This is a genomic window from Arthrobacter sp. BG3 (assembly GCF_056680185.1).
Window position 1 is genome coordinate 4,337,172 of record NZ_CM155270.1, and the last position, 21,071, is coordinate 4,358,242.

General features: G+C 66.2%; 17 protein-coding genes and 6 pseudogenes. 11 read left to right on the forward strand and 12 right to left on the reverse strand.

Features of this window, described 5'->3' with window-relative positions:
* Window positions 1-355 precede the first annotated feature (355 nt).
* A complete protein-coding gene (locus AC1MFL_RS19595) occupies window positions 356-850 on the forward strand; it encodes a hypothetical protein (RefSeq protein ID WP_479815621.1) in 495 nt (164 codons plus the stop codon).
* A gap of 146 nt (window positions 851-996) precedes the next feature.
* Here the strand turns inward: AC1MFL_RS19595 and AC1MFL_RS19600 are convergent.
* Window positions 997-1,059, reverse strand: a pseudogene (locus AC1MFL_RS19600) (dihydrofolate reductase family protein); the annotation flags it as partial.
* A gap of 421 nt (window positions 1,060-1,480) precedes the next feature.
* Between AC1MFL_RS19600 and AC1MFL_RS19605 the strand changes: the two are divergent.
* Together AC1MFL_RS19605 and AC1MFL_RS19610 are read left to right on the forward strand one after the other, a co-directional pair.
* A pseudogene (locus AC1MFL_RS19605) lies at window positions 1,481-1,889 on the forward strand (LexA family protein).
* A pseudogene (locus AC1MFL_RS19610) lies at window positions 1,882-3,175 on the forward strand (Y-family DNA polymerase). Before AC1MFL_RS19605 ends, AC1MFL_RS19610 begins: the two co-directional pseudogenes overlap by 8 nt.
* Window positions 3,176-3,223: 48 nt before the next feature.
* Here AC1MFL_RS19610 and AC1MFL_RS19615 read toward each other — a convergent pair.
* From AC1MFL_RS19615 to AC1MFL_RS19625, 3 genes and pseudogenes are all read right to left on the reverse strand, one after another.
* Entirely contained in the window at window positions 3,224-4,066 is an 843-nt protein-coding gene (locus AC1MFL_RS19615) for an AfsR/SARP family transcriptional regulator (RefSeq protein WP_479815588.1), read from the reverse strand.
* 384 nt (window positions 4,067-4,450) lie between these two features.
* Entirely contained in the window at window positions 4,451-5,137 is a 687-nt protein-coding gene (locus AC1MFL_RS19620; RefSeq protein WP_479812180.1) for a hypothetical protein, read from the reverse strand.
* Between the two features lie 116 nt (window positions 5,138-5,253).
* A pseudogene (locus tag AC1MFL_RS19625) lies at window positions 5,254-6,097 on the reverse strand (S1C family serine protease).
* Window positions 6,098-6,279: 182 nt separating this feature from the next.
* Between AC1MFL_RS19625 and AC1MFL_RS19630 the strand changes: the two are divergent.
* Both AC1MFL_RS19630 and AC1MFL_RS19635 read left to right on the forward strand, forming a co-directional pair.
* Window positions 6,280-6,783: an HtaA domain-containing protein gene (locus AC1MFL_RS19630; protein WP_479812182.1), complete on the forward strand. Its 504-nt coding sequence runs from the start codon at window positions 6,280-6,282 to the stop codon at window positions 6,781-6,783.
* 78 nt (window positions 6,784-6,861) lie between these two features.
* A pseudogene (locus tag AC1MFL_RS19635) lies at window positions 6,862-8,241 on the forward strand (alpha-amylase family glycosyl hydrolase); the annotation flags it as partial.
* On the opposite strand, the gene AC1MFL_RS19640 reads toward AC1MFL_RS19635, so the two are convergent.
* The gene (locus AC1MFL_RS19640; RefSeq protein WP_479812184.1) at window positions 8,224-8,490 is read right to left on the reverse strand and encodes a hypothetical protein; all 267 of its coding nucleotides are present in this window, start codon (window positions 8,488-8,490) and stop codon (window positions 8,224-8,226) included. The pseudogene AC1MFL_RS19635 and the gene AC1MFL_RS19640 sit on opposite strands and share 18 nt — an antisense overlap.
* A gap of 235 nt (window positions 8,491-8,725) precedes the next feature.
* Here AC1MFL_RS19640 and AC1MFL_RS19645 point away from each other — a divergent pair, with 235 nt between their 5' ends.
* On the forward strand, window positions 8,726-9,028 hold the full coding sequence (locus AC1MFL_RS19645; protein WP_056426952.1) for a DUF4193 domain-containing protein: 303 nt from the start codon (window positions 8,726-8,728) through the stop codon (window positions 9,026-9,028).
* Window positions 9,029-9,155: 127 nt separating this feature from the next.
* Window positions 9,156-11,414 (forward strand): putative bifunctional diguanylate cyclase/phosphodiesterase, encoded by a 2,259-nt coding sequence (locus tag AC1MFL_RS19650; RefSeq protein ID WP_479812187.1) that lies wholly within the window; start codon window positions 9,156-9,158, stop codon window positions 11,412-11,414.
* 99 nt (window positions 11,415-11,513) lie between these two features.
* Here AC1MFL_RS19650 and AC1MFL_RS19655 read toward each other — a convergent pair.
* From AC1MFL_RS19655 to AC1MFL_RS19665, 3 genes and pseudogenes are all read right to left on the reverse strand, one after another.
* A pseudogene (locus tag AC1MFL_RS19655) lies at window positions 11,514-13,232 on the reverse strand (glycoside hydrolase family 15 protein); the annotation flags it as partial.
* A 145-nt stretch (window positions 13,233-13,377) separates the two neighbouring features.
* Window positions 13,378-13,722, reverse strand: coding sequence for a GNAT family N-acetyltransferase (locus AC1MFL_RS19660; protein ID WP_479812189.1), 345 nt, complete (start codon window positions 13,720-13,722; stop codon window positions 13,378-13,380).
* Between the two features lie 80 nt (window positions 13,723-13,802).
* Entirely contained in the window at window positions 13,803-14,801 is a 999-nt protein-coding gene (locus tag AC1MFL_RS19665) for a pirin family protein (protein ID WP_479812191.1), read from the reverse strand.
* A 62-nt stretch (window positions 14,802-14,863) separates the two neighbouring features.
* Between AC1MFL_RS19665 and AC1MFL_RS19670 the strand changes: the two genes are divergently transcribed.
* On the forward strand, window positions 14,864-15,535 hold the full coding sequence (locus AC1MFL_RS19670) for an alpha/beta hydrolase family protein (RefSeq protein WP_479812193.1): 672 nt from the start codon (window positions 14,864-14,866) through the stop codon (window positions 15,533-15,535).
* Window positions 15,536-15,575: 40 nt separating this feature from the next.
* Here AC1MFL_RS19670 and AC1MFL_RS19675 read toward each other — a convergent pair whose 3' ends face one another.
* The gene (locus AC1MFL_RS19675; protein ID WP_479812195.1) at window positions 15,576-16,859 is read right to left on the reverse strand and encodes a class I SAM-dependent methyltransferase; all 1,284 of its coding nucleotides are present in this window, start codon (window positions 16,857-16,859) and stop codon (window positions 15,576-15,578) included.
* Between the two features lie 146 nt (window positions 16,860-17,005).
* Here AC1MFL_RS19675 and AC1MFL_RS19680 point away from each other — a divergent pair, with 146 nt between their 5' ends.
* The gene (locus AC1MFL_RS19680; protein WP_479812197.1) at window positions 17,006-17,392 is read left to right on the forward strand and encodes a hypothetical protein; all 387 of its coding nucleotides are present in this window, start codon (window positions 17,006-17,008) and stop codon (window positions 17,390-17,392) included.
* 62 nt (window positions 17,393-17,454) lie between these two features.
* Here the strand turns inward: AC1MFL_RS19680 and AC1MFL_RS19685 are convergent, their stop codons facing one another.
* Both AC1MFL_RS19685 and AC1MFL_RS19690 read right to left on the reverse strand, forming a co-directional pair.
* A complete protein-coding gene (locus tag AC1MFL_RS19685) occupies window positions 17,455-17,685 on the reverse strand; it encodes a zinc-ribbon domain-containing protein (protein ID WP_479812198.1) in 231 nt (76 codons plus the stop codon).
* A 7-nt stretch (window positions 17,686-17,692) separates the two neighbouring features.
* Entirely contained in the window at window positions 17,693-18,409 is a 717-nt protein-coding gene (locus AC1MFL_RS19690; protein WP_479812200.1) for a TetR/AcrR family transcriptional regulator C-terminal domain-containing protein, read from the reverse strand.
* A gap of 315 nt (window positions 18,410-18,724) precedes the next feature.
* Here AC1MFL_RS19690 and AC1MFL_RS19695 point away from each other — a divergent pair, with 315 nt between their 5' ends.
* Both AC1MFL_RS19695 and AC1MFL_RS19700 read left to right on the forward strand, forming a co-directional pair.
* Window positions 18,725-18,997 (forward strand): hypothetical protein, encoded by a 273-nt coding sequence (locus tag AC1MFL_RS19695; protein ID WP_479812202.1) that lies wholly within the window; start codon window positions 18,725-18,727, stop codon window positions 18,995-18,997.
* A 72-nt stretch (window positions 18,998-19,069) separates the two neighbouring features.
* Window positions 19,070-19,990 (forward strand): amidohydrolase family protein, encoded by a 921-nt coding sequence (locus tag AC1MFL_RS19700; protein ID WP_479812203.1) that lies wholly within the window; start codon window positions 19,070-19,072, stop codon window positions 19,988-19,990.
* Between the two features lie 7 nt (window positions 19,991-19,997).
* Here AC1MFL_RS19700 and ligD read toward each other — a convergent pair whose 3' ends face one another.
* Window positions 19,998-21,020, reverse strand: coding sequence for a non-homologous end-joining DNA ligase (gene ligD, locus AC1MFL_RS19705; RefSeq protein ID WP_479812205.1), 1,023 nt, complete (start codon window positions 21,018-21,020; stop codon window positions 19,998-20,000).
* Between the last annotated feature and the right edge of the window lie 51 nt (window positions 21,021-21,071).

The following is a 21,071-nucleotide window of genomic DNA, read 5'->3' on the forward strand; positions in this document are numbered from 1 at the left end:
TTCCACGGCCTCACCGCCGGCCCGAACCAAAGCCCGGCGGAACCCATGGGCTCGGACGGGGCCAAACGTGAGCCCACGGAAGTGAGCGGAACCCGCCTCGTCACCCACGTGCGCTATCGGGTAATCCACTGACAAGCCGACACTTAATCGACCGACGTCATTCCGCGAAGGATTCGGCGCTCCAGTGTTCCGCCACCAGATGCAAACATGGGCGGAAAACGATTGCTTGCGCGGCTGCTTTTTTGACCTAATTGATCTCCGCATTTGCAGAGCCAGCAGGAGACTTCGGCAACGATATGAGAACGAATATCGGGTGGGTGTATTCGCTCGCTGCCACGCCACCAATAATAAGGAAATGGCGCTCAATCCCAAGGATCGTGTTCGAAGTCGCAGCATGCGGGTATTCATTGCGGCCGGTGTCATCCTGCCCGCAGGTGCTGCGTCCGGATGCGCTTCTTCCACAGGTAACGACGAACCGCCGTGTTTTCCGCCTTCGTTTCTAGTGAAGCCGGCGACGGCGACAGCCGGCGAGAGGGTGACTGTTACCGCGCCGGATGCCGAGTGCAATCCCCGTTATGGCGACAACGCCCGTATCCGAGTAACCGTCAACGACGCTGCGAACACGAAGGTCATCGACGTAACTGCCCCGATGAATGACGACGGCGGGTTCACCTACACCTTTGAGGTCCCATCTCAAACGGCCGTCGGCGACGCGGCGGTCACGGCAATACCGGACGACGTCGACTGGTGCGATGACACCGGCAAGAACAACCGTGCCGATGGAGTAGCTGCAACTCTGAAACGGGCATCGTGTGTGATGCCAATGAAGTCACTGAGCATCATCCGGTAGAGGGGCTCTTGGGGGAATCGGCGCGGGATGGTCCGAATTTCAGGCGCGGTCGTTCGAGTAATGAAGCAAGACCACGCCGTGTGGACTGCCCGCGTCGCCCCGAGCCTGAGGTCCATGCGGTCAGCAGGGGCCTCCAACAGCGGCCGGCGCTGCCCCAGGACCACGGGATGGACGAGAATTCGAAATTCGTCGATCAGGCCGTGCCGCATGAAGGTCGCGGCCTAAGGCCGATGTCGCCCCCGGGCTGCGCCTTCGGTTCCGCGATTTGTTCAGGCATGACGTCGTGAATCACCGTGGTGCGCCAGTCTGCATGCGTGAGTGTCCGCGAAAAGACGAATCTGGGCATCTCGCGCCAGATCCCGGCGAACTCAACGAGTTCCGCCGGGATGTCCGGGTCCTGGTCGGCGTTGGGCCAGTATCCTCCAGATGCCAGTTGATGTCCCGGTCGGCCGTCTCGAAGAATCCGTCCAAGGAGATTGACATCATGAGGATGATCTTTCGCATGCGAGTACCTCCGGTGGCGGCGAAAGGCGCGGTGTCCATCGTCCTATCTTCCAGTGGGGTAGACCCAATGTCAGCGCCCCGGGCTACACTGGAAGTATCGAACATATATTCGAATAAAGGTGTGTTGTGGGCGTAATCATCGGACCCCGCGTGATAGGCGCGGGCACTTCCCTTCTGTCGGTTCTGATCTCGCCGGTGCCGGTCGCTGCCGGCTACCCCTCCCCTGCCCAGGACTACTTTGACGGCCGGATCGACCTCAATGAACACCTCATCAAGGACATCACCAGCACCTATGTCGTGAGGGTGTCCGGCGACTCGATGGAGGGTGCCGGGATCAGCGACGGCGACGAGCTGATCGTCAACCGGGCCCTCGAGCCCCGGGACGGCTGCGTCGTCGTTGCTGTCCTCGACGGCGAGCTCACGGTCAAGAGGCTGCGCCTCACGGCGTCGGGCGTCGTGCTTGCGGCAGACAACCCCGGCTATGTCGGATCTGGTCATCTGGGGTGTCGCGACCCGCTGCCTGCACCATGTCTAAGGCCCTGCCCCGCCGGGGAAGTATCGCCCTCGTCGACGTGAACTGCTTCTATGCCAGCGCCGAACGAGCCTTCGACCCCTCCCTGGAGGGCCGTCCGCTGGTGGTGCTCTCGAACAATGACGGCTGCGCGGTCACCCGCTCCCCCGAGGCGAAAGCACTCGGGATCCCGCTGGGTGAGCCCTGGTTCAAGCTCGCCCCGCGGGCAAAAGAGTGGGGGCTGGTGGCGCGTTCCAGCAATTACGAGCTCTACGGTGATATCAGCGCCCGGGTGATGGAACTCCTCGGCCGCTACTCGGCCTGGCTGGAGGTCTACAGCATCGATGAGGCCTTCCTGGGCGTCAGCGGCACCCCGGCGGAACTGCAGCTGCTGGGCCACAGCATGAAGACGGCGGTGCGCCGGAACGTCGGCGTCCCCGTCTGCGTCGGCATCGCGGAGACCAAGACCCTGGCGAAACTGGCCAACAAGTGGGCGAAGCACAACCCGGCGTTCGACGGCGTCTGCCACTGGGATGCCGTCGCCGCCGGCCGGGCGCGAGAAGCTCATGGCGGGCCTGTCCGTGATTGAGCTCTGGGGTGTGGCGGCGCGGCTGACCAAGCGGCTGAACGGTCTGGGTATCCACTCCGTGCTGGACCTCGCGCGGGCGGACCCGGTCAGGATCAGGGACCGCTTCTCAGTGGTGCTGATGCGGACGGTCCTGGAACTCCAGGGTACTCCGTGCATCCCCCTCGAAGAGGAACGGATCGGCCGCGACCAGCTGATCTTCAGCCGTTCCTTCGCCGCCCCGATCACCACCGGAGCCGGGCTTCGCCAGGTGCTTGGCGTCTACGCCCAGCAGGCCAGCGCCCGCCTGGCGAAGCATGGGCTGCAGGCCAAGGTGCTGACGGCGTTTGCCGCCACGTCTTACTACAACCCGCAGGCCACCTCGTACCCCTCTGTGTGCGTTCCGTTGCCAATGCCCACCGCTGACCCGGTCCTCCTGGCGAGGGCGGCGTACGCACTGCTCCCCCGGATCGACGACGGCGTCAAGTACGTCCGTGCCGGGATCATGGTCACCGACCTGCGCCCCACCGGCAACCAGGCACCCCTTCCGGTCTTTGAGAATCCGCACGAGGAACGCGGCATCGGCTCGCTGCTGGAGGAGGTCAGCCGGAGGTACGGCCGGGGTTCGATCGGCCTGGGCCACGCAAAAATCCGGGGCGGCCCGGACTGGAGCATGAAGCGCGACATGCTGTCCCCCCGGTACACGACGCACTGGGCCGAGCTCCCCATCGTCAAGGCGGCGTGACAGCCTGGCAGGCACTCGCCGGCCAGGCGGGCTGGCGTCCTCCCCTTATCAGACGGCGGCCAGTGCCTGCTGCAGGAAGGAGTCCAGGACCCGGCCGGCTTTCTCCTGCAGGCGCCGGGATTCCGCCTCGGCGAGCCGGGTGCATTTGGGTCCGTGCAGCCGCTCGCCCAGGTAGAGCAGCGCCGCCAGGACTTCGGAGAGCTCGGTGTTTCCCTCGGCACGCTGCCGTAGCAGCCTCAGGTGGGCAGCCTGCAGCGCCGGCCCCGGGGCGCAGCCCAGGTCGCGGTCGAACAGGCGTCGGCAACGCTCGTACGCGGAGAGCCCCTCCACCGGCAGGCTGGCCTGCTCGTATCCCGCGATCAGAAGGGTCCAGGCCCGTTCGTTCAGCGGCTCGGACCGGATGGCAGCCTGTGCCAGCGAAATGGTCAGCTGGGGTTTGTCGAGAAAGGCCGCAGTCTCTGCCGCCAGAATCTGGGCGGCGACTTTCTCGGCAGCATGCCGCGCCCGCGCTTCCTCTGCCCAGTCGGCCACGAGCTCAAAGCCCAGCAACGGCTCAGCCGCAAGGTCCAGGGCCTGCATGGAGAGCAGGTGCGCCTCGGCCGGCGCCGACTGCCGGGCCGCTCGGACCAGCTTGCGAAACACCGAAAGGTCCAGTTCCACAAGTTGCGGGTCCAGGACATAGCCGCTGTTGGCGGTGCGAAGCGGACCTTTCTTAGTGTTGCCGGGCTGGATCGCCCTGCGGATGCCGCTGACGTAGCTCTCCAGCGTGGCGATTGACCCATCGCTTGCCCGGGGACCCCAGAGGATCTCCACGAGGCGTGTCTTGGACACGGGGGTCCCCAGATTCAGCAGGAGAATTTCGAGAATGTGCCGGGTCTTGCAGCCACCCATGTCCGCCGCCGTGAGCACTGCACCATTCCGGCGGATCTCGAATGTCCCAAATAATTGGACCGAAATTCCTGGCGTGGGACCACCCAAATTAGCCACATTGATCTCCGATTTCCCCACCCAATACGTATTCGCTTTCCGGAGAGTCGGAAAGAAATACAGGAACGTGCCGAGACTCACTTCCATCCGACTTTCTAGGGAAACCGTGCCACGCAAAACAAAGGGCAACAAGCGATGAAGCTACCCGATCCTTTAGTTTGCGGAAAGTCGAGTACACCGGGGAGCGCCACCAAGTATTCGCTGGAACTAATGTGAGTAGTTGGACCCAGGGAAAGTATTACCAAACCGCCCTGCCGCACATTTCTTCGAACTCCGGCGCGGGCCCCGCTACTCTAGGCGGTCCGATTTGGCGTCATTCGGCCTGCCGGGCGCCGGTCGTCGAAGCTGTTTCGCGAGCAGGCGCAACGCCATTCGACGGATGAGTGAGCTAAAGGGGCCAACGAGCACCCAGTAGCGGCTGAACCGGCGGCGGCTCTCGTCGTCTGTGATGGCGACACGTGTTTCTACCGTCAGGATTGAGGAGTCGTTGCCGTAGGGATCGATCCTCAGGCTGGTGGCTATCTTGGCGAAACCGGGCTCATGGAATTTCGTGAACTGTCCGGGTGTCGTTGGTGCGCCGGCGGCGGCCGCGACCGGTTTCCAGGGGCGGCTCACCTGGCCAAGGACCATCTCCACGTCCGGGGTCTCGCCGAGCAGGATCCAACCCAGACCGACCATATCCTGGAGCCGGAACGTGTGCCGGGATGCTTGGGGAGCAGTTGCCGACCTGCGCCCCCTCATGGCGCCGGCGGCACGCTGTGGCAAGGCCCGGACGCCGAGCAGCATCCGAACCAGCGGCGCCTGAAAGAGGTCCAGTTGACGAGCCGCCGCGAAGCATTCGGCGGCGGGCGCCCGGAGGACGTCAGAATGCACCACGGAGAGATCGAATCCTGGCAGGAACTGGTCTATGAGCAATTGAGAAGCAACTACACCCGCATGGACCTGTCGAGGCGGTTGCTCCGATGTCGCACTCATTAGGGCTCACTCCCTCCACATATAGGTTCCGCGCGCTGGCCCTCGCAGACCAAATGGCGCTGCCATGGACGAGCCAGATAACTCTGCGATTCACATTCGACGGCGGGGCGAAGCCATCACTTGTCGTTCATCTCCTCGGGAACGGTGAGTATCCGGATTTCCGATCCGTCCCGCAGCACCGCCAACTCCTGCGGCACACCAATCGCCTCGGCAAACAACAGCTTTTGCAGGCTCTCGGCATTGGACACGGTTTTTTCGCCGACTCTGAGGAGCACGTCGCCGGACCGGAGTCCTGCCCGCTCGGCGGGCGAGTCCGTCAGGACCTCGACAACGAGCAGCCCTTCCCGGTGTCCGGTCCGGACCACGGAGCTTGGCGGCAGCTGGACAGGGGTGTTGACGAGCCCCAGATAGGCACGCCGGACCCGTCCGTCCTTGAGCAGCGCGGCGATGATCCGCCGGGACGTGGCGTTGACAGGAACGGCCAGGCCCAACCCGGTCCCGGCCACCGCTGTGTTGATGCCAACGATCCTGCCGCGCGCGTCCGCCAGCGCCCCGCCGGAACTTCCCGGGTTCAGTGCGGCGTCGGTCTGGATCACGTCTTCGATGATGCGGCGGTTGCGTCCGGACCAGACGGGGATGGAGCGGCCCAGTCCGCTGACCACCCCTGCGGTCACGGAGCCTGAGAGGCCCAGGGGGTTCCCGACCGCGATGACCAGCTGCCCGACCCGGAGTGACTCCGCATCGCCGAGCTCCGCCGGCGTCGCCGTGGGGGCCCTGCCGTGCACGACTGCCAGATCCGAGAGTGGGTCCGAGCCGCCCGTTCCGCCCGGCGCCTGTCACTTCGAGGGCCGCCACATGGGGCGTCACCGCAGCGGCGACGCGAATCACTGTTGCGGAGTAGGAATCGAGGGGGTCCTCGGACGCGTCACGACCAGGCACCCGGCTGATCGCAGTGGCCACAGCGCACCTCCTGAACTGGTACTTATCCAAGTCAACCACCGGCATGGCAGGGGTAGTCCGGTGCCCCCTACGCCCTGAGAGAACTACGCCGGATGTCGAGCCCCCCGGGCGGCAGTTAATCCGGACGGCGTTCCGCCGCTAGGCTCAGAGGAGACCCGACTTTCAGCCACAGGAGAACCTACGTGAACCCAGCGTCCGCTTCACCCGATCCGCTGCCTCCGCTGGGCCTGAGCTGGGGCATCAAGCGCAGCTTCATCGACTACATCACCAGCCTGCCGGACGGGTCCGTTTCAGCGACCGGAGGGGCAACCGTCGCCGCCGCGTCGATTTTCTGCTTCCCTCACGAATCCTCGGACTACGACCCGGCGCGCGGCACGGGGGTGCTGCGCTTCCGCGGGGATGTCCGGCTCGCCGGCCACCACGGCATGCTGCTGGTCCGGCTCCTGGACCCCTGGATCACCTTCACGAGCGGCAGCGGCGTGCTTTCCATCAGCTCCGGCGACGGCGGCGGCCAGGACCGCACCACCGTCGGTTTCCTCAGCCCCTCCATACCGCACGAAGCCGGCGGATCCCTGGTCTGGGAAAACGTCGACGTCGTCATTTCCCCGGAGGGGTCCGAACTCTTCGACGGCCAGTATGCCGCCGGGCAGCCGATGGATCCACTCTTCATCCGGATCGTCGGCTAGCCCGCGGAACCTCAAAGGAGAACTTCAAATGGTGGAAGCCACGGACGCTGTTGAAACAGCCTGCCGGCACTTCCTCGCGCCGGGGATCTTGAGGGCGTCCGCGCCCAGATCCCCTACTTCAAGGAACTTGGGCTCAGCTACCTGCACCTGATGCCCCTGTTCCTGGCACCAGAACCGCACTCCGACGGCGGCTATGCCGTCTCCAGCTACCGTGAAGTCAACCCCAGGCTCCGGCCCCACGGAACAGCTGAGCACGCTGGCCGGCGAGCTCCGGGCCAACGGCCTCAGCCTCGTCCTGGACTTCATCTTCAACCACACCTCCGACGAACACGAGTGGGCCTGCAAGGCCTCCGCCGGAGATCCTGTCTACAGCGACTACTACTGGATCTAACCTGACCCGGACCATGCCGGACGCGTTCGAGACACAGGTGCGGGAGGTCTTCCCGGATGATCATCCGGGCTCGTTCGTGCCACGGCGGGACGGTCGCTGGGTCTGGGCGACGTTGCACACCTTCGAATGGGACCTGAACTACTCCAACCCTGAGGTCTTCCGGGCGATGGCGGGCGGGATGCTTTTCCTCGCCAACCAGGGAGTGGACATCCTCCGGATGGATGCGGTCGCCTTTATCTGGAAACAGCTGGGAATGCCCTGCGAGAACCTGCCGGAGGCCCACGTCCTGCCGCGGCCTTCAACGCCGTTTGCCGGCTCGCCGCACCCTCCCTGCTGTTCAAGTCCGAGGCCATCGTGCACCCCGACGAAGTGGCGCAGTACATCGACCCGGCCGAATGCCAGCTCTCCTGCAGCCCCCTGCGGATGGCCCTCACCTGGGAAGCCATGGCCACCCGGGATGTTTCCCTCCTGGCGCCCTGGAGCGCCGGCACAACATCCCGGAGGGAACGTCCTGGGCGAACTACGTCCGCAGCCACGACGACATCGGCTGGACCTTTGCCGACGAGGACGCCGCCGGCCTGGGACGGCTCAACGACTACGATTACGCCCTTGAGGACGGCCACGCCACAGACAGCCGGTGGGTCCACCGGCCGCATTTCCCCGCCGACCGGTATGCCCCGCGCGGTGACCCCTCCACCCCCGAAGGCGCGGTGTTTGCCGGGCTCCGGACCATGATTTCGGTCCGGTCCCGCAAGCCGGAACTGGCCGGGACGAAGCTGCTGGACTTCGCCACCGGCATCCCGGGTGTCCTCGGCTACCAGCGGCCCGCGACGGAACCCGGATCCTGGCCCTCGCCAACTTCAGCGACCTGGCGCAGAAAATGCCCGCCCTGACGCTCTCCGGATTCGCAGCTGGCGCCCTCAACGTCCTGACCGGAAACCTGGTGGGGAATTGTGCTCCAGCCCCTGCAGTTCGTCTGGCTCAGGGTAACGCCGGTGTCCGAGTGCTTCGGAAGCTCCGAACCGCGGCTCGCACTCGCTGGCTGTCCCCTATACGTCCCCGTGTGATTGCGGCACCTGCGCGGCGGAACCGAAAAGCCAGCCGGCGACGTCGCTGCGCAGCACCAAATGGGGTCCACCCGTGGCGCTGACATTGCCGGTGGGAACGTAGTATCCTCGTCCCGCGCCCGGGCCGCCCGCTGCTCGGTCGAGGGCCTCGGTGAGGTGTCTGGGCAGGTGCCCGGCCGGCCCGAGGGCCCGGAGTCCGTCAAATTCCTCGGGCGTGAGCCTTCCGAGTACTGCAGCGATATCGGCCATCGCGGATCCCTTCTGGCGGACGGTGCTTGAAGAATCAGCCTAGGACCGCGGCATGAACGCCACATGAAATCCGGACGACGATCATCGAACATAATGCGGGCACCCGGCGGCAGCCACGCACAGGTGTTGTCAGTGTCACTGCACGCAGCCCCCCTTACACCCAGCAAATTAACGGTCGGATGCTGTACCGTTCAATTCCGGGAAACCCAGAACAACGGAATCGAGAATTAACCAGGTGGCAACCGACTATGACGAAGTCCGATCCGACGTTGCGGAATCACGCAACGCCTCGCTGGAGGCGCTCCGCTCCGCGAATGCGCCGGACGCCCGAAGCGTAACCCGTGAGCTCGACGAGGCTGACACCTCCGAAGGCGTCGAACTGCCGGGCGCCGACCTGTCCGGTGAGGAACTGACGGTCACCGTCATTCCGCAGAAGGAAGACGAGTTCACTTGCTACTCGTGTTTCCTGGTCCGGCACCGCTCGCAGCTGGCCCGCGAAAAGGCAGGCCATTCGTACTGCGCTGACTGCATGAGCTAACTGCATCCCTTAGCCCCGCTTCACATTTCGACTGCTAAGACACGGGGCGTGCCATGCACCGCATGTTCCCGATACGCTCCTCTTTGACGATGCGCCGCATGCCGGCAAGTAGCCGGAGGCAGGAACCATGCGGAGCTGGAGTACTAAGCGGGACGACCCTGCTCCCACAGAGGCTGACGCCCCCGCTGATGACCGGCTCGTTATCGACAGCTTCGGCACCGGCAGGACCGGTACCGGAGCTGTTGCCGTTGGCGCGGAGGCCCGGCGCTCCGGACACAGCGGGAGCCTCAAAGCCGAATGGTCCAGGGCGTTCGCGCTCATGCTGGTGGCGCTGCTTCTCGGGGCTCTCGCGACAGTTGTCGGACTGAGGGTGGTCACAGACCAGGTCCAGGCAACGGCAGCCCGGCTGCACCGTGAGTCGGATGCCGTGGCGGGATTACGCTCCGCACTTGACGCCCATGAACAGACCGGCCATGAACTTCTGTCCAACGCGCCAGTCGACCAGCCGGCTTTCCTGCAGCAGCAACAGGACATCTCGCGCCGTTTCGACGACGCCGTCCGGATCCTTCCGACCGAGAGGGACATGCGCGCCACCGCGAGCGAGGCCCGCACCGAGTGGCAGGCTGGCCTCGAGAAACACGGCCTGTGGGGCAGCGGAGTGCAGACTCTCACGGGAAACCGCGCGGCCGAGTCACCGGACCTGGCCGCGTCCGGGGCGGGCGTGCGCGCATTGCTGGACGGGATCCAGAGCTCGGCCCTTGAAGCTCTGGATTCGGGCCTGGCGTACAGTGCCGAACTCCAGCAGATCGTGATCGCGGCCCGCAGCGCTTTGTTTGGGTTGGCCGCGGCCGGCGTCGTCTATTTCCGGAACAGGATTGTCAAATTCCTGATCCGGCCGGTGGAAGACCTGCACCGCGGTGTCCTTAAACTGCAGACCGGCGACTACACCCACCGCATCGACGTCGCCCGGTACGACGAGCTGGGCGAGCTGGCGGAGGCCTTCAACTCCATGGCCGGTGCCGTGCACCACAGCCACTTGGCCCTGACGCACCGGGCCACCCATGACCCGTTGACGGGCCTTGCCAACCGTGCGGCTTTGAGGGAGCGCCTGTCGGCAGCGTTGAGGCCCGGTTCGAACCCTGGGTCCCGGCATGAAGGTCTGCTGATGATCGACGTCGATGACTTCAAGGATGTCAACGACTCACTGGGGCACGAAGGCGGCGACCTGCTGCTGGTCCAGCTGGCGGGCCGTCTCCAGGGCTGCGTGCGGGCCACCGACCTGGCCGCCCGCCTGGGCGGGGACGAGTTTGCGATCGTGGTCACGAACGACGCCGACGGTTCCGTGACCGCCGGGATCGCCGAACGGATTCATGATGCGCTGCGGGCGCCGTTCTCCGTCGGCGAAGCCCGGCTGAAGGTCTCGGTCAGCATGGGCGCGGCACAGTGGCACCGGGAAACCGGTGATCCCGCCGAACTGATGCGGCAAGCCGACTTCGCGATGTACATGGCCAAACAAGGCGGCAAGGGCCGCTACCAGCTCTTCGACGCCGAGGGCTACAAGAAGATGACATACCACGCTGCCCTCCGGGCCGACCTTGCCACCGCAGTAACCCGGCGGGAGCTTCGACTCGAATACCAGCCGGTGGCCGATCTGCGCACCGGGGAGATCCTGGGGGTGGAGGCGCTCGTGCGTTGGATTCACCCCACGCTGGGGCTGCTGCTGCCCGCGGCTTTCATCCCCCTGGCCGAGGAGACCGGGGACATCGAAGCGATCGGCCGCTGGGTGTTGAAAACCGCCACCCGGCAGGCGGCAGCCTGGCGGGTGGCGGTCGACCACTGCGAAAACCTTTGGGTTTCCGTCAACCTGTCCACACTGCAGTTGCCCAGCCCGCGGAACCTGGCCGCGATCGAGAGCATCCTGAGGGATCCCGCGTCGCAAGCGGACAAGGTTGTCCTGGAAGTCACCGAAACCGCCCTGGCCAGCAGCATCGACGGCGGTATCACGGCGCTCCACCGGCTGAAGAGCTGCGGGGTCCGCATCGCCATCGATGACTTTGGAACCGGGTATTCCTCCCTGAGCACCCTGGCCGACCTGCCCGCAGACATCCTCAAGATCGACCGTTCCTTCCTCTCCGCCGGCACGTCCGACGGGCCCTCCGCCGCCATGCTCGAAGGCATCCTCGGACTGGCCCATAAGCTCGACCTCGAGGCGGTCGCCGAAGGGATCGAGGACCTCGGGCAGCTTGCTTTGCTCCGGGACCTGGGCTGCCGGCTGGGGCAGGGGTACTTCCTGGCCCGTCCCGGCCCGGCACCACTGATCGAGGCACTCCTCGCCTCCGGTGCCCGGCTCCAGCCGCCGGCCCGGGCCGGGGCAACAGATTCCTGAGGCGGCCCGCCGTCCGGCTTTCAGCAGGCGCAACCCGCTGGCGAGGACGCCCACGTGGCTGAAGGCCTGCGGAAAATTCCCAAGGAACTCCCCCGTATCGGGATGGATTTGTTCCGGCAGCAGACCGAGCGGGTTCGCGCGGCCGCAGAGAGCCTCGTACAGCGCATATGCCTCATCGATCCTGCCCTGACCGGCGAGGTTGTCCACCAGCCAGAAGCTGCACAGCAGGAAGGCGCCCTCGCCACCGGGCAGACCGTCGGGTGACACTTCGGGGCGGTACCGGAAGAGCAGCCCGTTGCCGGCGTCGAGCCCTTCCATTATTGCCCTCGTAGTTGCGATCATCCGCGGGTCGTCGAAGGCGATGACGTTGCGGACGGGCAGCGTCAGCAGTGCCGCGCCGAGCCCACCGGCACCGCCGAGGTTTTCGGTGAATGTCTGAAGGTCGGGATTCCACGACTGTGTCAGCGCGGCTTCGCGAATGTCTTTGGCAGCGGCTTCCCATCTCCCCCTGGGGTAGGACAGTCCGTGCTTGCGGGCGATCTGGATGCCGCGGTCCACGGCCACGTAACAAAGTGCCGCCGAGTAGGTAAACGGACGCCCCTCGGACCGGATCTCCCATGGTCCGCTGTCCGGGGTCCGCCAGCGGGCGATGGTCAGTTCGACGATGGGGACCAGCGCGGCCCAAAGCCGGCCGTCCACGCGCCCGCCGCTGTTCGACCACTGATAGGCGATATCGATGATCTCGCCGTAGACGTCGTGCTGGAGCTGATGAACGGCACCGTTCCCCCACCGGACCGGGGCCGAGCCGCGGTAGCCGCGCAGCACCGGGTCCTGGACCTCGTCCGGCGGCTGCGAGCCGTCCAGCGCATACATCACATGCGGTGCGCCATCCCTTTCAACGTTCGTCAGCACCCACGCGAGGAAAACGTCCGCATCACTGGGGTCACCGATGCGCCGGAACACATAGTTCGAGAACGACGCGTCCCGCACCCAGGTGTAGCGGTAATCCCAGTTTCGCGGCGCTCCGGGCCGTTCCGGCAGCGACGAGGTGGCCGCCGCCATGATGGCACCCGTCTCTGCATGGTCCAGCAGCTTGAGCGTCAGCGCCGATCGCTTCATCAGCTCAGCCTGCGACCCCTGGCAGTCCAGGCCGGAGGCCCAGCGCCGCCACGCGGCAACGGTCTGGTCGATGAGCTTCCGCGAATCGGGGTGCTGCCGGAGCCGGAAACGCCCCGACCAGTGCAGGGCTGCGGTGATAGTCTCGCCGGCCCGCAATGTCAGCTCCGCCGACAATCCCCGCCCATCCGGAGCCAGTTCCACTGACGACCACAGATAGACCTCCGAAACGCGGCCGCTCTCCCACTCGAAGCGCCAGCCCCCGGCGAGCTCGTCAAAAGTGACGCCGGCTTTGGGGACCAGCCGGATGCGGAGGCGCACATCCCCTCCCACCGCCTGGACGAACCGGAGCAGCTCGCTGCGGCCGGCGGGGACGGGTTCGACCAGCTCGGCGCCGGAGCGCAGTGTCAGGCAATCCGTGACTTGGAGCATGCCGCGGTCAGAGGCAAGGGTTGTGACCAGGACACAGGAATCCTCCATGTACCGCTGGGCCGATGACTGGAGGGAAACCGGAGCGATTTCGAAGAGTCCGCCATTCTCCGCGTCAAGGATTCCGGCGAGGAAGGGCGGGCTGTCGAACTCCGGGATGCAGAGCCAGGAAATTCCGCCGTCCCGTCCCACGAGTGCACAAGTGGACCCATCGCCGATGAGTCCGTGGTCCTCGATGGGCAGGTACCCGTCCCGGCGAACCATCGAACGCATGTGCGCAGCAGGGAACACTACTGCGGACTCCTTCAATCTCCTCGTGTGGTTTCCTCCCTATATTCTCCCCCTGTCGGGCCACGGAAACCACAAGTCCGACGGCGGCACGGTCCCCTGTGGGCCGGGCCTGGCGGCCGAATCCGGCTCAGCGGCGGGCGCGTGCCGCCAGTGCGTTGTCCAGAACCGCCAGGAGTGCCGGAGTGGGATTTTGGGTGCTCTCCGCGTACTGGGTGTGCTTCCCAAGGTATTTCTTGATGTACGGGCACACCGGGACAATCCTCAAGCCGGCGGCAACGGTCTCCTCGAGTGCCTGCGCCGCGAGCCGGCCGGCCAGGCCCCGCCCGCCGTGGTCCCCGTCGATGACCGTGTGGTAGAAAATCCGGTGGCCGTCCCCATCGTCCACGTACGCCGCCTGGCCGATGCGGGTGCCGCCGTCGAGCACTTCGAAGCGCAGCCCTTCCGGATTGTTGCGGATGGTGATTTCGTTCACAAGATTCTCGATTCTCGATTCTCGCTTCTCGTCGGGCGTGCGAAGTCAACGCGGGTGGACTGCCCCCGCAGTGACCGGTGTCAGGCACGGGGGCGGAGCCGGGCATTGGGCAGTGCGGGCGCCGGCAGCGGGGCGGGTTCCCCGGCAGGGAAAGTACCGAACCGCAGGCCAGCGGTTTCCGTCCCGGCAGCAGCGGGGGCGTCCTCGACGCCGATCTCCGCCTGCCACTGTGCCCGGTACCGGACGATTTCGTCGTGGCTTCGTCCCACGAAGTTCCACCACATCACGATCTGCTCGCCGAGGGGTTCGCCACCGATCAGCAGTGCCCGGAGTGGTTCGACGCCGGCCGCCAGGACGAGGGACGTGCGCCCCACCGGCAGGTAGGCGAGGTGGTCCTTGGCCACCGGATGACCGTCGAACATAAGGACCCCGGTGTCCACCAGCAAGCCATGTTCAAACGACGGATCGGTGTCCAGGCTCAAGGTGGTTCCGGCGTCCAGCAGGATCTCAACCCCGAGCAGCGGCGTGTGGGTGGTGACCGGCGAACTGGACCCGGCGATTGATCCCAGGAAGACCCGCATGGTCCAGCCGGGTCCGGACAGTGGGTCGGGGCGGTAGTGCTCAAACGTGGGCTCCATCTGCCGGGCGCTGTCCGGCAACGCCACCCACAGCTGCGCACCGTGCAGGACCTCGGTGCCGGGAGCGGAAAATTCCGAGTGGCTGATGCCTCGGCCGGCGGTCATCAGATTGACCTCGCCCGGCCGCACGGCGGCGTGGAAGCCGGCCGAATCGCGGTGTTCTATCTCGCCGGTAAAGAGCCAGCTGACCGTCTGCAGGCCCGTGTGCGGATGGCGCGGCACGCGCATGCCCCCGGACTCACCAACCCGGTCCGGACCGTAGTGGTCCAGGAAGCACCAGGCCCCGATGAGGCTTCGCTGGCGCTGCGGCAGGGTCCGTCTCACATCCATGGCCCGCGGTCCGCCCAGCGGGACCTGCCGGGGAGCGAGGATTTCCACCCCGACGCAGCTGTCGTCCGTTTCACAAAGGATCTCCTGGGGGGCCACCTCGGTATTGCTCATAAATGACAGCCTAGCGATTGAACCGCGGTAGCCGCAGCCTCCCGGAGCGTCATGATGGAGTTATGAACATCGCCGAGTTGCCCGTCACCATTGCCGTGGGTGAATCCGCCATATCGGGCGTCTACACCCGGCCCGGGAAGCCCCTTGCCACGCTCGTACTCGCCCACGGGGCCGGGGCCGGCATGGATCACCCGTTCCTTGCCGGGTTCACCCGCGCCCTGGACGGACTGGGCGTCGCCACGCTCCGCTTCAACTTCCCCTACCGCGAGGCCGGCCGGAAGTTCCCCGACAGACCTCCCGCCGCCATTGCTGCCTGGCGGGCCGCCATGGCTGAGGCCGCCGCCAGGTCCGCCGGCGAGCCGCTCTGGGCCGGCGGCAAGTCCTTCGGTGGACGCATGGCCTCGATGGCCGTAGCCGAGGGGATGCCCGCGGCCGGTCTCGTCTACCTCGGCTACCCGCTGCATCCTCCTGGCAAGCCGGAAAAAATGCGCGATGAGCACCTCTACGGGCTGAGCCTGCCGATGCTGTTCCTCCAGGGCACGCGCGACCCGTTTGCCACGCCCGAACTATTGGAGGCCGTGGTGGCCCGCATCGGCCCGTCAGCAACCCTGGAATGGCGCGACGGCGGAGGCCACACCTTCGAGGTCAAGGGAACCAGGCGCAGCCCGGAGGAGGTAGGGGCATCACTTGCCGGGCCGGCCGCGGCTTTCATCGCCTCACACCACTCCGGCTGAGGCACCCCGACACCATCGCTCCGGCTGAGGCTCCGCCGCCTCAGACCCATCCGGTCCGTCGCAGCGGGGGTTCGGTCCCGCCGGGCCGCTGGACCAGGATCTGGTTGACGCCGGTCAGTCCCGTTTCGAAGCCCAGGGCGCTGGCGGCCATGTAGAGCCGCCAGACCCGGGCACGCCCTTCGCCGGCAAGCTTTACGGCCGCGCTCCAGTGCTCCTCAAGGTTCCGCACCCAGGCCCGGAGGGTGAGTGCGTAGTGCCGGCGCAGGGCCTCGACGTCGAGCACTTCCAGTCCGCCGGTTTCAAGGGCCCCAACCATCTCGGCCAGGCCGAGCATCTCACCATCCGGGAACACATAGCGGGGGATGAAGGAGTCCGGATCCGGCGCGGTGGGTCCGGCGTTCCAGGAAATGGCGTGGTTGAGGAGCCGCCCGCCTGGCCGGAGCAGCCCGTGCAGCCGCGCGACGTACTCGGGCATCTGCTCGCGGCCCACGTGCTCGGACATGCCGATGGAACTGATCGCGTCGTACGGGCCGTCGTCGACGTCGCGGTAGTCCTGGACGCGGATGGAAACGCGGTCAGTCAGGCCGGCGTCCGCCACCCGCTTCCCCGCCATGGCCGCCTGTTCACGCGAAAGCGTCACGCCCACGACGTCGACTCCGTAGTTTTGGGCCGCACGCAGGGCAAAGCTCCCCCATCCGCATCCGACATCCAGCACCCTCATGCCGGGCTGGAGTCCCAGCTTCCGGCAGACCAGATCGATCTTGGCGTCCTGCGCGGCGTCTAGCCCGGTGTCTGCGTCCTCCCACACGGCACAGGAATAAACCATGGACGGGCCGAGGACCAGGGCGTAGAAGTCGTTGCCGACGTCGTAGTGGTGGGAGATGGCCGCTGCGTCGCGCTTCCGCGTGTGTCGCCGGCCGGCGCGGACGATTTTGGCTTCCTCCGGCGGCGGAGCAGGATTGGGGCCCAGGGCGCCGAGCAGAGCGGCATTCTTGAGGATGGTCGCCAGTTCTCGCACAGCGGGCCGGCGGAACGGCCCGGGTTCGGCGAACTTGCCGGCGGAACTCAGGGCGGCGAAGGTGGCGAAAACGTCGCCCGGGGCATCAATGTCTCCGGCAACGTAGGCGCGGCTGAGGCCGAGCTGGCCGGGGGACCACAGCATCCGGCGCAGGGCCCGCCGGGAGCGGAACTCCACGAGAGGGGCTCCTGCCGGACCGGCTTCCGAACCGTCCCAGGCCTTGAGCCGGAGCGGGATCTCCTCCGTGCCAAGGACGATGGCGAGTACTTCAGCCAGCCGTGGCGCCGCCCCAAATTCTTTCGTCATGATCATGGCCTTCCGTCCGATGCAACACTCCGTCCCAATCTAATTCGATGTTCCGCTCCAGAACAGGGGCCGGATGGCCCTGACGTCGCTTCCGTCCGGGGCTGTGCCTCTGGCGCTCACTAGGCAGGACGCCTATGGTCATTGCCATGACTGAAGCTCTCTCGTCTCTCGCGGAGACATTCAAGAATGTGGGTGTGTCCAGGGCCTACGGTCCGGCCGTCACAGTGGACGGCGAGGAGCTGATCCCGGTGGCCCTGGTGTCCTTCGGCTTTGGCGGCGGTCAATCCGCCGACGGCGGGGACGCAGTCGCTGGAAACGCCGCCGGGAGCGCCCCCATGGACGGCAGTAAGGAAAATGCGGCGGGTGGCGGCGGAGGCGGCCTTGTGCTTCCGCTGGGCGTGTACTGCCGCGGCCGGAACGGGAGGGTGGCGTTCCGGCCCAACAGCATCGCCGTACTTGCCGGACTGGTACCGCTGGTATGTGCGGTCGGAATCGCGGTACGCGGAGCACTCCGCGCCCTTCATCGCCGCTGACTCCACACCGCCGCTGACCCCATAGCGGAGCGCGCCCCCGCGGTGGCACTAATGCGGTGGCACTAAACGGACAGGGAGTTCTTCTGCCGCCGCGTCAGGACGTTGACGGCGCCGCAATTCGAGCACGTGATGCGGTAGGACCGCGAGGTGGTGAACACCGGGATAAAGAAGATGGTCAACCGGGTGGCACGTTCTGCCAGCCCGTGTTGAACGAAACGTCCGCAGCGCTGGCAGGTGGCCGGACGCCCGGGCAGCGGATGCTGCACAGTCTTGAGGCCGAAGAGAATGAACATCGTGTCCTCAGCCTTTCTTGACGAGCGGTGCGGACAGGTGCGCCGCGAGCCCTGACAACAGGATAGTCAGTCCCTCGTCCAGCTCTGCGGCGCCGTCGTAGTCGGCGAGCGCGGGGGCCAGGGCACGGAGCCGCGGGAACTCCTTTGGCGGAAGACGGTGTAGTCCAAGGCGCAGCAAGGCCTCATTTTCATCGGGGTCCACAATGAACTCCTGAAGCTCGTTGAGGATGTGGCCGTAGAGGAATCCGTAATAGGCACGGTAGACGTGCAGGGCATCGGAGGCGGTAAAGCCCGCCTCGATCAGCAGGCCCAGAATGTGCTCCAGCGGCCGGAGGGTGCCCAGCGGACGGAGCCCCAGCGGGGTCGAGAGCGGCCGGGTCACCAGCAGCGGAACCACGTTGGGGTGGCGGAGCGCGAGCAGCCGGAGATCGTGCGCGATGCGCCGCAGCTGTCCCTGCCAGTCGGGGTCGTCAGCAAAAATGGCCAGCTCGTTCAGGACAAGCTCGGTGACACCGTCCAGGAGCGCGGCCCGGTTGGCTGCGTAGCGGTACAGCCCCATGGGGTCCCGGTGCAGGGCCTGCCCCAGCCGGCGCATGGTCAACGCCTCCAGCCCCTCTTCATCGACAAGTTTCAGGGCCGCTTCCAGGACAATCTCACGGCTGAGGCGGTTCTTTCGGGTCACACTGCCGGCTTCATCACCTGCGGGTTGCTGCGGGGTTGCCATAGTTACTTGCCACTTCCTTGGGCCTTGGGCCAAGGCACCGCGACCGCGGCACCACTTGCCAATCGTTGTAGTCTACGCCTAATCTCTACATTGTAGACTTTCCCGAATGACATGTTCACGGACATGGAAACCGGGAGAGGGAAACCCCGGTCCGTCCCCTGCCTTTCGGGATCGCGCCGACTGCCTTGGGGCACGTCGGGCCCCGGAAGGCTGGCCTTCGGACCAAGACCTTCGGCGCCTTGTGCACGGAGCTGAAGTAACCGCTGCTGTAGCCACACGGCAGCATCCACTGCACAGCACGGAAGAGAGCCAACCATGGCCGCTTCACCGACAGCCCCTGCCCACATCGACCGCTTCCTCGCGGAGGCCACCATCGAAGGAACCGACGACGGCCCCTCGCTGAGGAAAGACCAGCTTTATGGCCTTTACATCAGCTGGTGCCTGCTGCACGACGCCGCACCGCACCCGGTGTCCGGCTTTTGGGCGGCTCTGAAGGCCCACCGCATCAACCCAGACCGCAGCAGGCTCCGCATGGCGGGTCCGGCGGCCACCGACTACATCCTGGCGACGTACCCTGCCCTGAATTGAGTCAACCCTGGTCCCCCGTTTCCCCGGCGGTGCGCCGGCCCGGACAAAGGCCCGGCGTGACACACTGTGGGCGTGAACAACGTAACGGACGAGCCGGCGGAAACGATGCAGGATGCTGACGTGCCCCGGTGGTGGACAGGACTCGGACTTCCAGGCCTTATCGACATCCATACGCATTTCCTTCCCGAGCGGATGCTGCGGCGAGTGTGGGCCCACTTCGATGAGGCGGGCCCCCTGGTTGGCCGCCCGTGGCCCATCACCTACCGCACGGACGAGGCCAGCAGGCTGGCCCGGCTGCGCCAGCTGGGTCTGCGGCATTTCACCGCACTGACCTATGCGCACCGTCCGGGCATGGCGGCCGACCTCACCGATTTCGCCCTCGAGCTGGCCGCCGCAGAGCCGGACTGTGTCCCGAGCGCCACGTTCTTCCCCGAGGACGGCGTCCTGGACCAGGTGCGGTCGGCGTTGGCGCGCGGGGCGCGGGTCTTCAAAATCCACGCGCAGGTGGGCGGGTTCGATCTGCGCGAGCCGGTACTCGACCCGGTCTGGGGGCTGCTGGCCGAAGCCGGTGTTCCGGTTGTGGTGCATGTCGGCAGCGGCCCGGTTCCGCGCCCCGGCTTTACCGGTCCGGACAAGCTGGAGGGGGTGCTGCGCCGCCACCCCCGGCTGACCGCCGTCGTCGCCCATCTGGGGGCACCGGAATACGGCGAATTCCTGGACCTGGCGGAGAGATACCCCCGGGTGCACCTGGACACGACCATGGTCTTCACGGACTTCTTCGAGGCTGCCGCGCCATTCCCGCCGGAACTGCTGCCGCGGCTTGCCGCGATGCCGGAGCGGGTCGTGCTCGGAAGCGACTTCCCGAATATCCCGTACGCCTATGCCCATCAGCTGGAGGCTCTGGAACGACTCCGTGACAAGGAGCCCGGTCTCGACGACGACTGGCTGCGCGCCGTCTGCTGGTTCAACGGCCAGCGGCTGCTGGGCGCCTGACGCCCGCCTAGTCCCCGTTCCTGGCCCGGCTGGGCTGCACCCGCATCGGCTCGCCCGGCATTTTCGGGAAGTCCGGCGGGAACGGCAACTCCCCCAGTCCGGCCGCGAGGTCCCGCTCCCACCACCCCAGGAGGACGTCGATCGTGCCCGGCCTCGAGTGCATGTCCGCCCACGGGTCCCCGGTGGCCTTGAGCCGCGGCGGCACCGTGATAATGGTGAAGTCCTTGGTGTCGACATGCTCCAGTTCGTCCCAGCCGATGGGGCACGAAACTGTCGCGCCAGGCAGCGCACGCGGACTGTAAGCCCCGGCCATGGTGCGGTCGCGGTTCGCCTGGTTGTAGTCGACGAAGATCCGGGTTCCGCGTTCCTCTTTCCACCACGCGGTGGTGACTGCCCGCGGCATCCGGCGCTCAAGTTCGCGGGCCGCGGCGATTACGGCGTGCCGCACCTCGAGGAACTCATGGCTGGGTTCTATCGGAGAGAACACATGCAGCCCCCGGTTGCCGGAGGTCTTGATGAACGACTCCAGGCCGGCCTCGGACAGCACGGAGCGCAGTCCCTGCGCGGCAATCACAGCGTCCTCGAATCCGGTGCCCGTCTGCGGGTCGAGGTCGATCCGGAGCTGGTCCGGGTTGTCCGGATTGCCGGCCCGCGACGCCCAGGGGTGGAACACCACCGTGTTCATCTGGACCGCCCAGACCGCGGCGGCGATCTCGTCAATCACCAGCTGGGGATGCGAGCGACCGCTGGGGTAAACCACCATCACCGAGCGCACAAACTCCGGGGCGCCCTTGGGCGGATTCTTCGAGAAGAACTGCTCGCCCTCAATATTGCCGGAGAACCGCTGCAGAGTCACCGGACGGTCGCCGTTCGCTGCCAGGAAACAGTCGCCGACGTCGATCATGTACCGTGCGAGATCCAGCTTGGTCAACCCGAGATCCGGCCAGAGGACCCGGCTGGGGCTTGAGATCCTCAGTTCGCGGTTGCCGCTGGGGCTGCTGACAGTGACGGTGACTTCTTCCCTGGCCATGGGGACAAGGTACCCCCGGACACGGGTCAACTGAATAGCCGGTCGTGTGGA

Bases quoted from the DNA above. Each gene is read 5' to 3' on its own strand.
- AC1MFL_RS19595 (WP_479815621.1), top strand. From the start codon at position 356: ATGGCGCTCAATCCCAAGGATCGTGTTCGAAGTCGCAGCATGCGGGTA.
- AC1MFL_RS19615 (WP_479815588.1), bottom strand. From the start codon at position 4,066: ATGGGTGGCTGCAAGACCCGGCACATTCTCGAAATTCTCCTGCTGAAT.
- AC1MFL_RS19620 (WP_479812180.1), bottom strand. From the start codon at position 5,137: ATGAGTGCGACATCGGAGCAACCGCCTCGACAGGTCCATGCGGGTGTA.
- AC1MFL_RS19640 (WP_479812184.1), bottom strand. From the start codon at position 8,490: ATGGCCGATATCGCTGCAGTACTCGGAAGGCTCACGCCCGAGGAATTT.
- AC1MFL_RS19650 (WP_479812187.1), top strand. From the start codon at position 9,156: ATGCGGAGCTGGAGTACTAAGCGGGACGACCCTGCTCCCACAGAGGCT.
- AC1MFL_RS19665 (WP_479812191.1), bottom strand. From the start codon at position 14,801: ATGAGCAATACCGAGGTGGCCCCCCAGGAGATCCTTTGTGAAACGGAC.
- AC1MFL_RS19670 (WP_479812193.1), top strand. From the start codon at position 14,864: ATGAACATCGCCGAGTTGCCCGTCACCATTGCCGTGGGTGAATCCGCC.
- AC1MFL_RS19675 (WP_479812195.1), bottom strand. From the start codon at position 16,859: ATGACGAAAGAATTTGGGGCGGCGCCACGGCTGGCTGAAGTACTCGCC.
- AC1MFL_RS19680 (WP_479812197.1), top strand. From the start codon at position 17,006: ATGACTGAAGCTCTCTCGTCTCTCGCGGAGACATTCAAGAATGTGGGT.
- AC1MFL_RS19685 (WP_479812198.1), bottom strand. From the start codon at position 17,685: ATGTTCATTCTCTTCGGCCTCAAGACTGTGCAGCATCCGCTGCCCGGG.
- AC1MFL_RS19690 (WP_479812200.1), bottom strand. From the start codon at position 18,409: ATGGCAACCCCGCAGCAACCCGCAGGTGATGAAGCCGGCAGTGTGACC.
- AC1MFL_RS19695 (WP_479812202.1), top strand. From the start codon at position 18,725: ATGGCCGCTTCACCGACAGCCCCTGCCCACATCGACCGCTTCCTCGCG.
- ligD (WP_479812205.1), bottom strand. From the start codon at position 21,020: ATGGCCAGGGAAGAAGTCACCGTCACTGTCAGCAGCCCCAGCGGCAAC.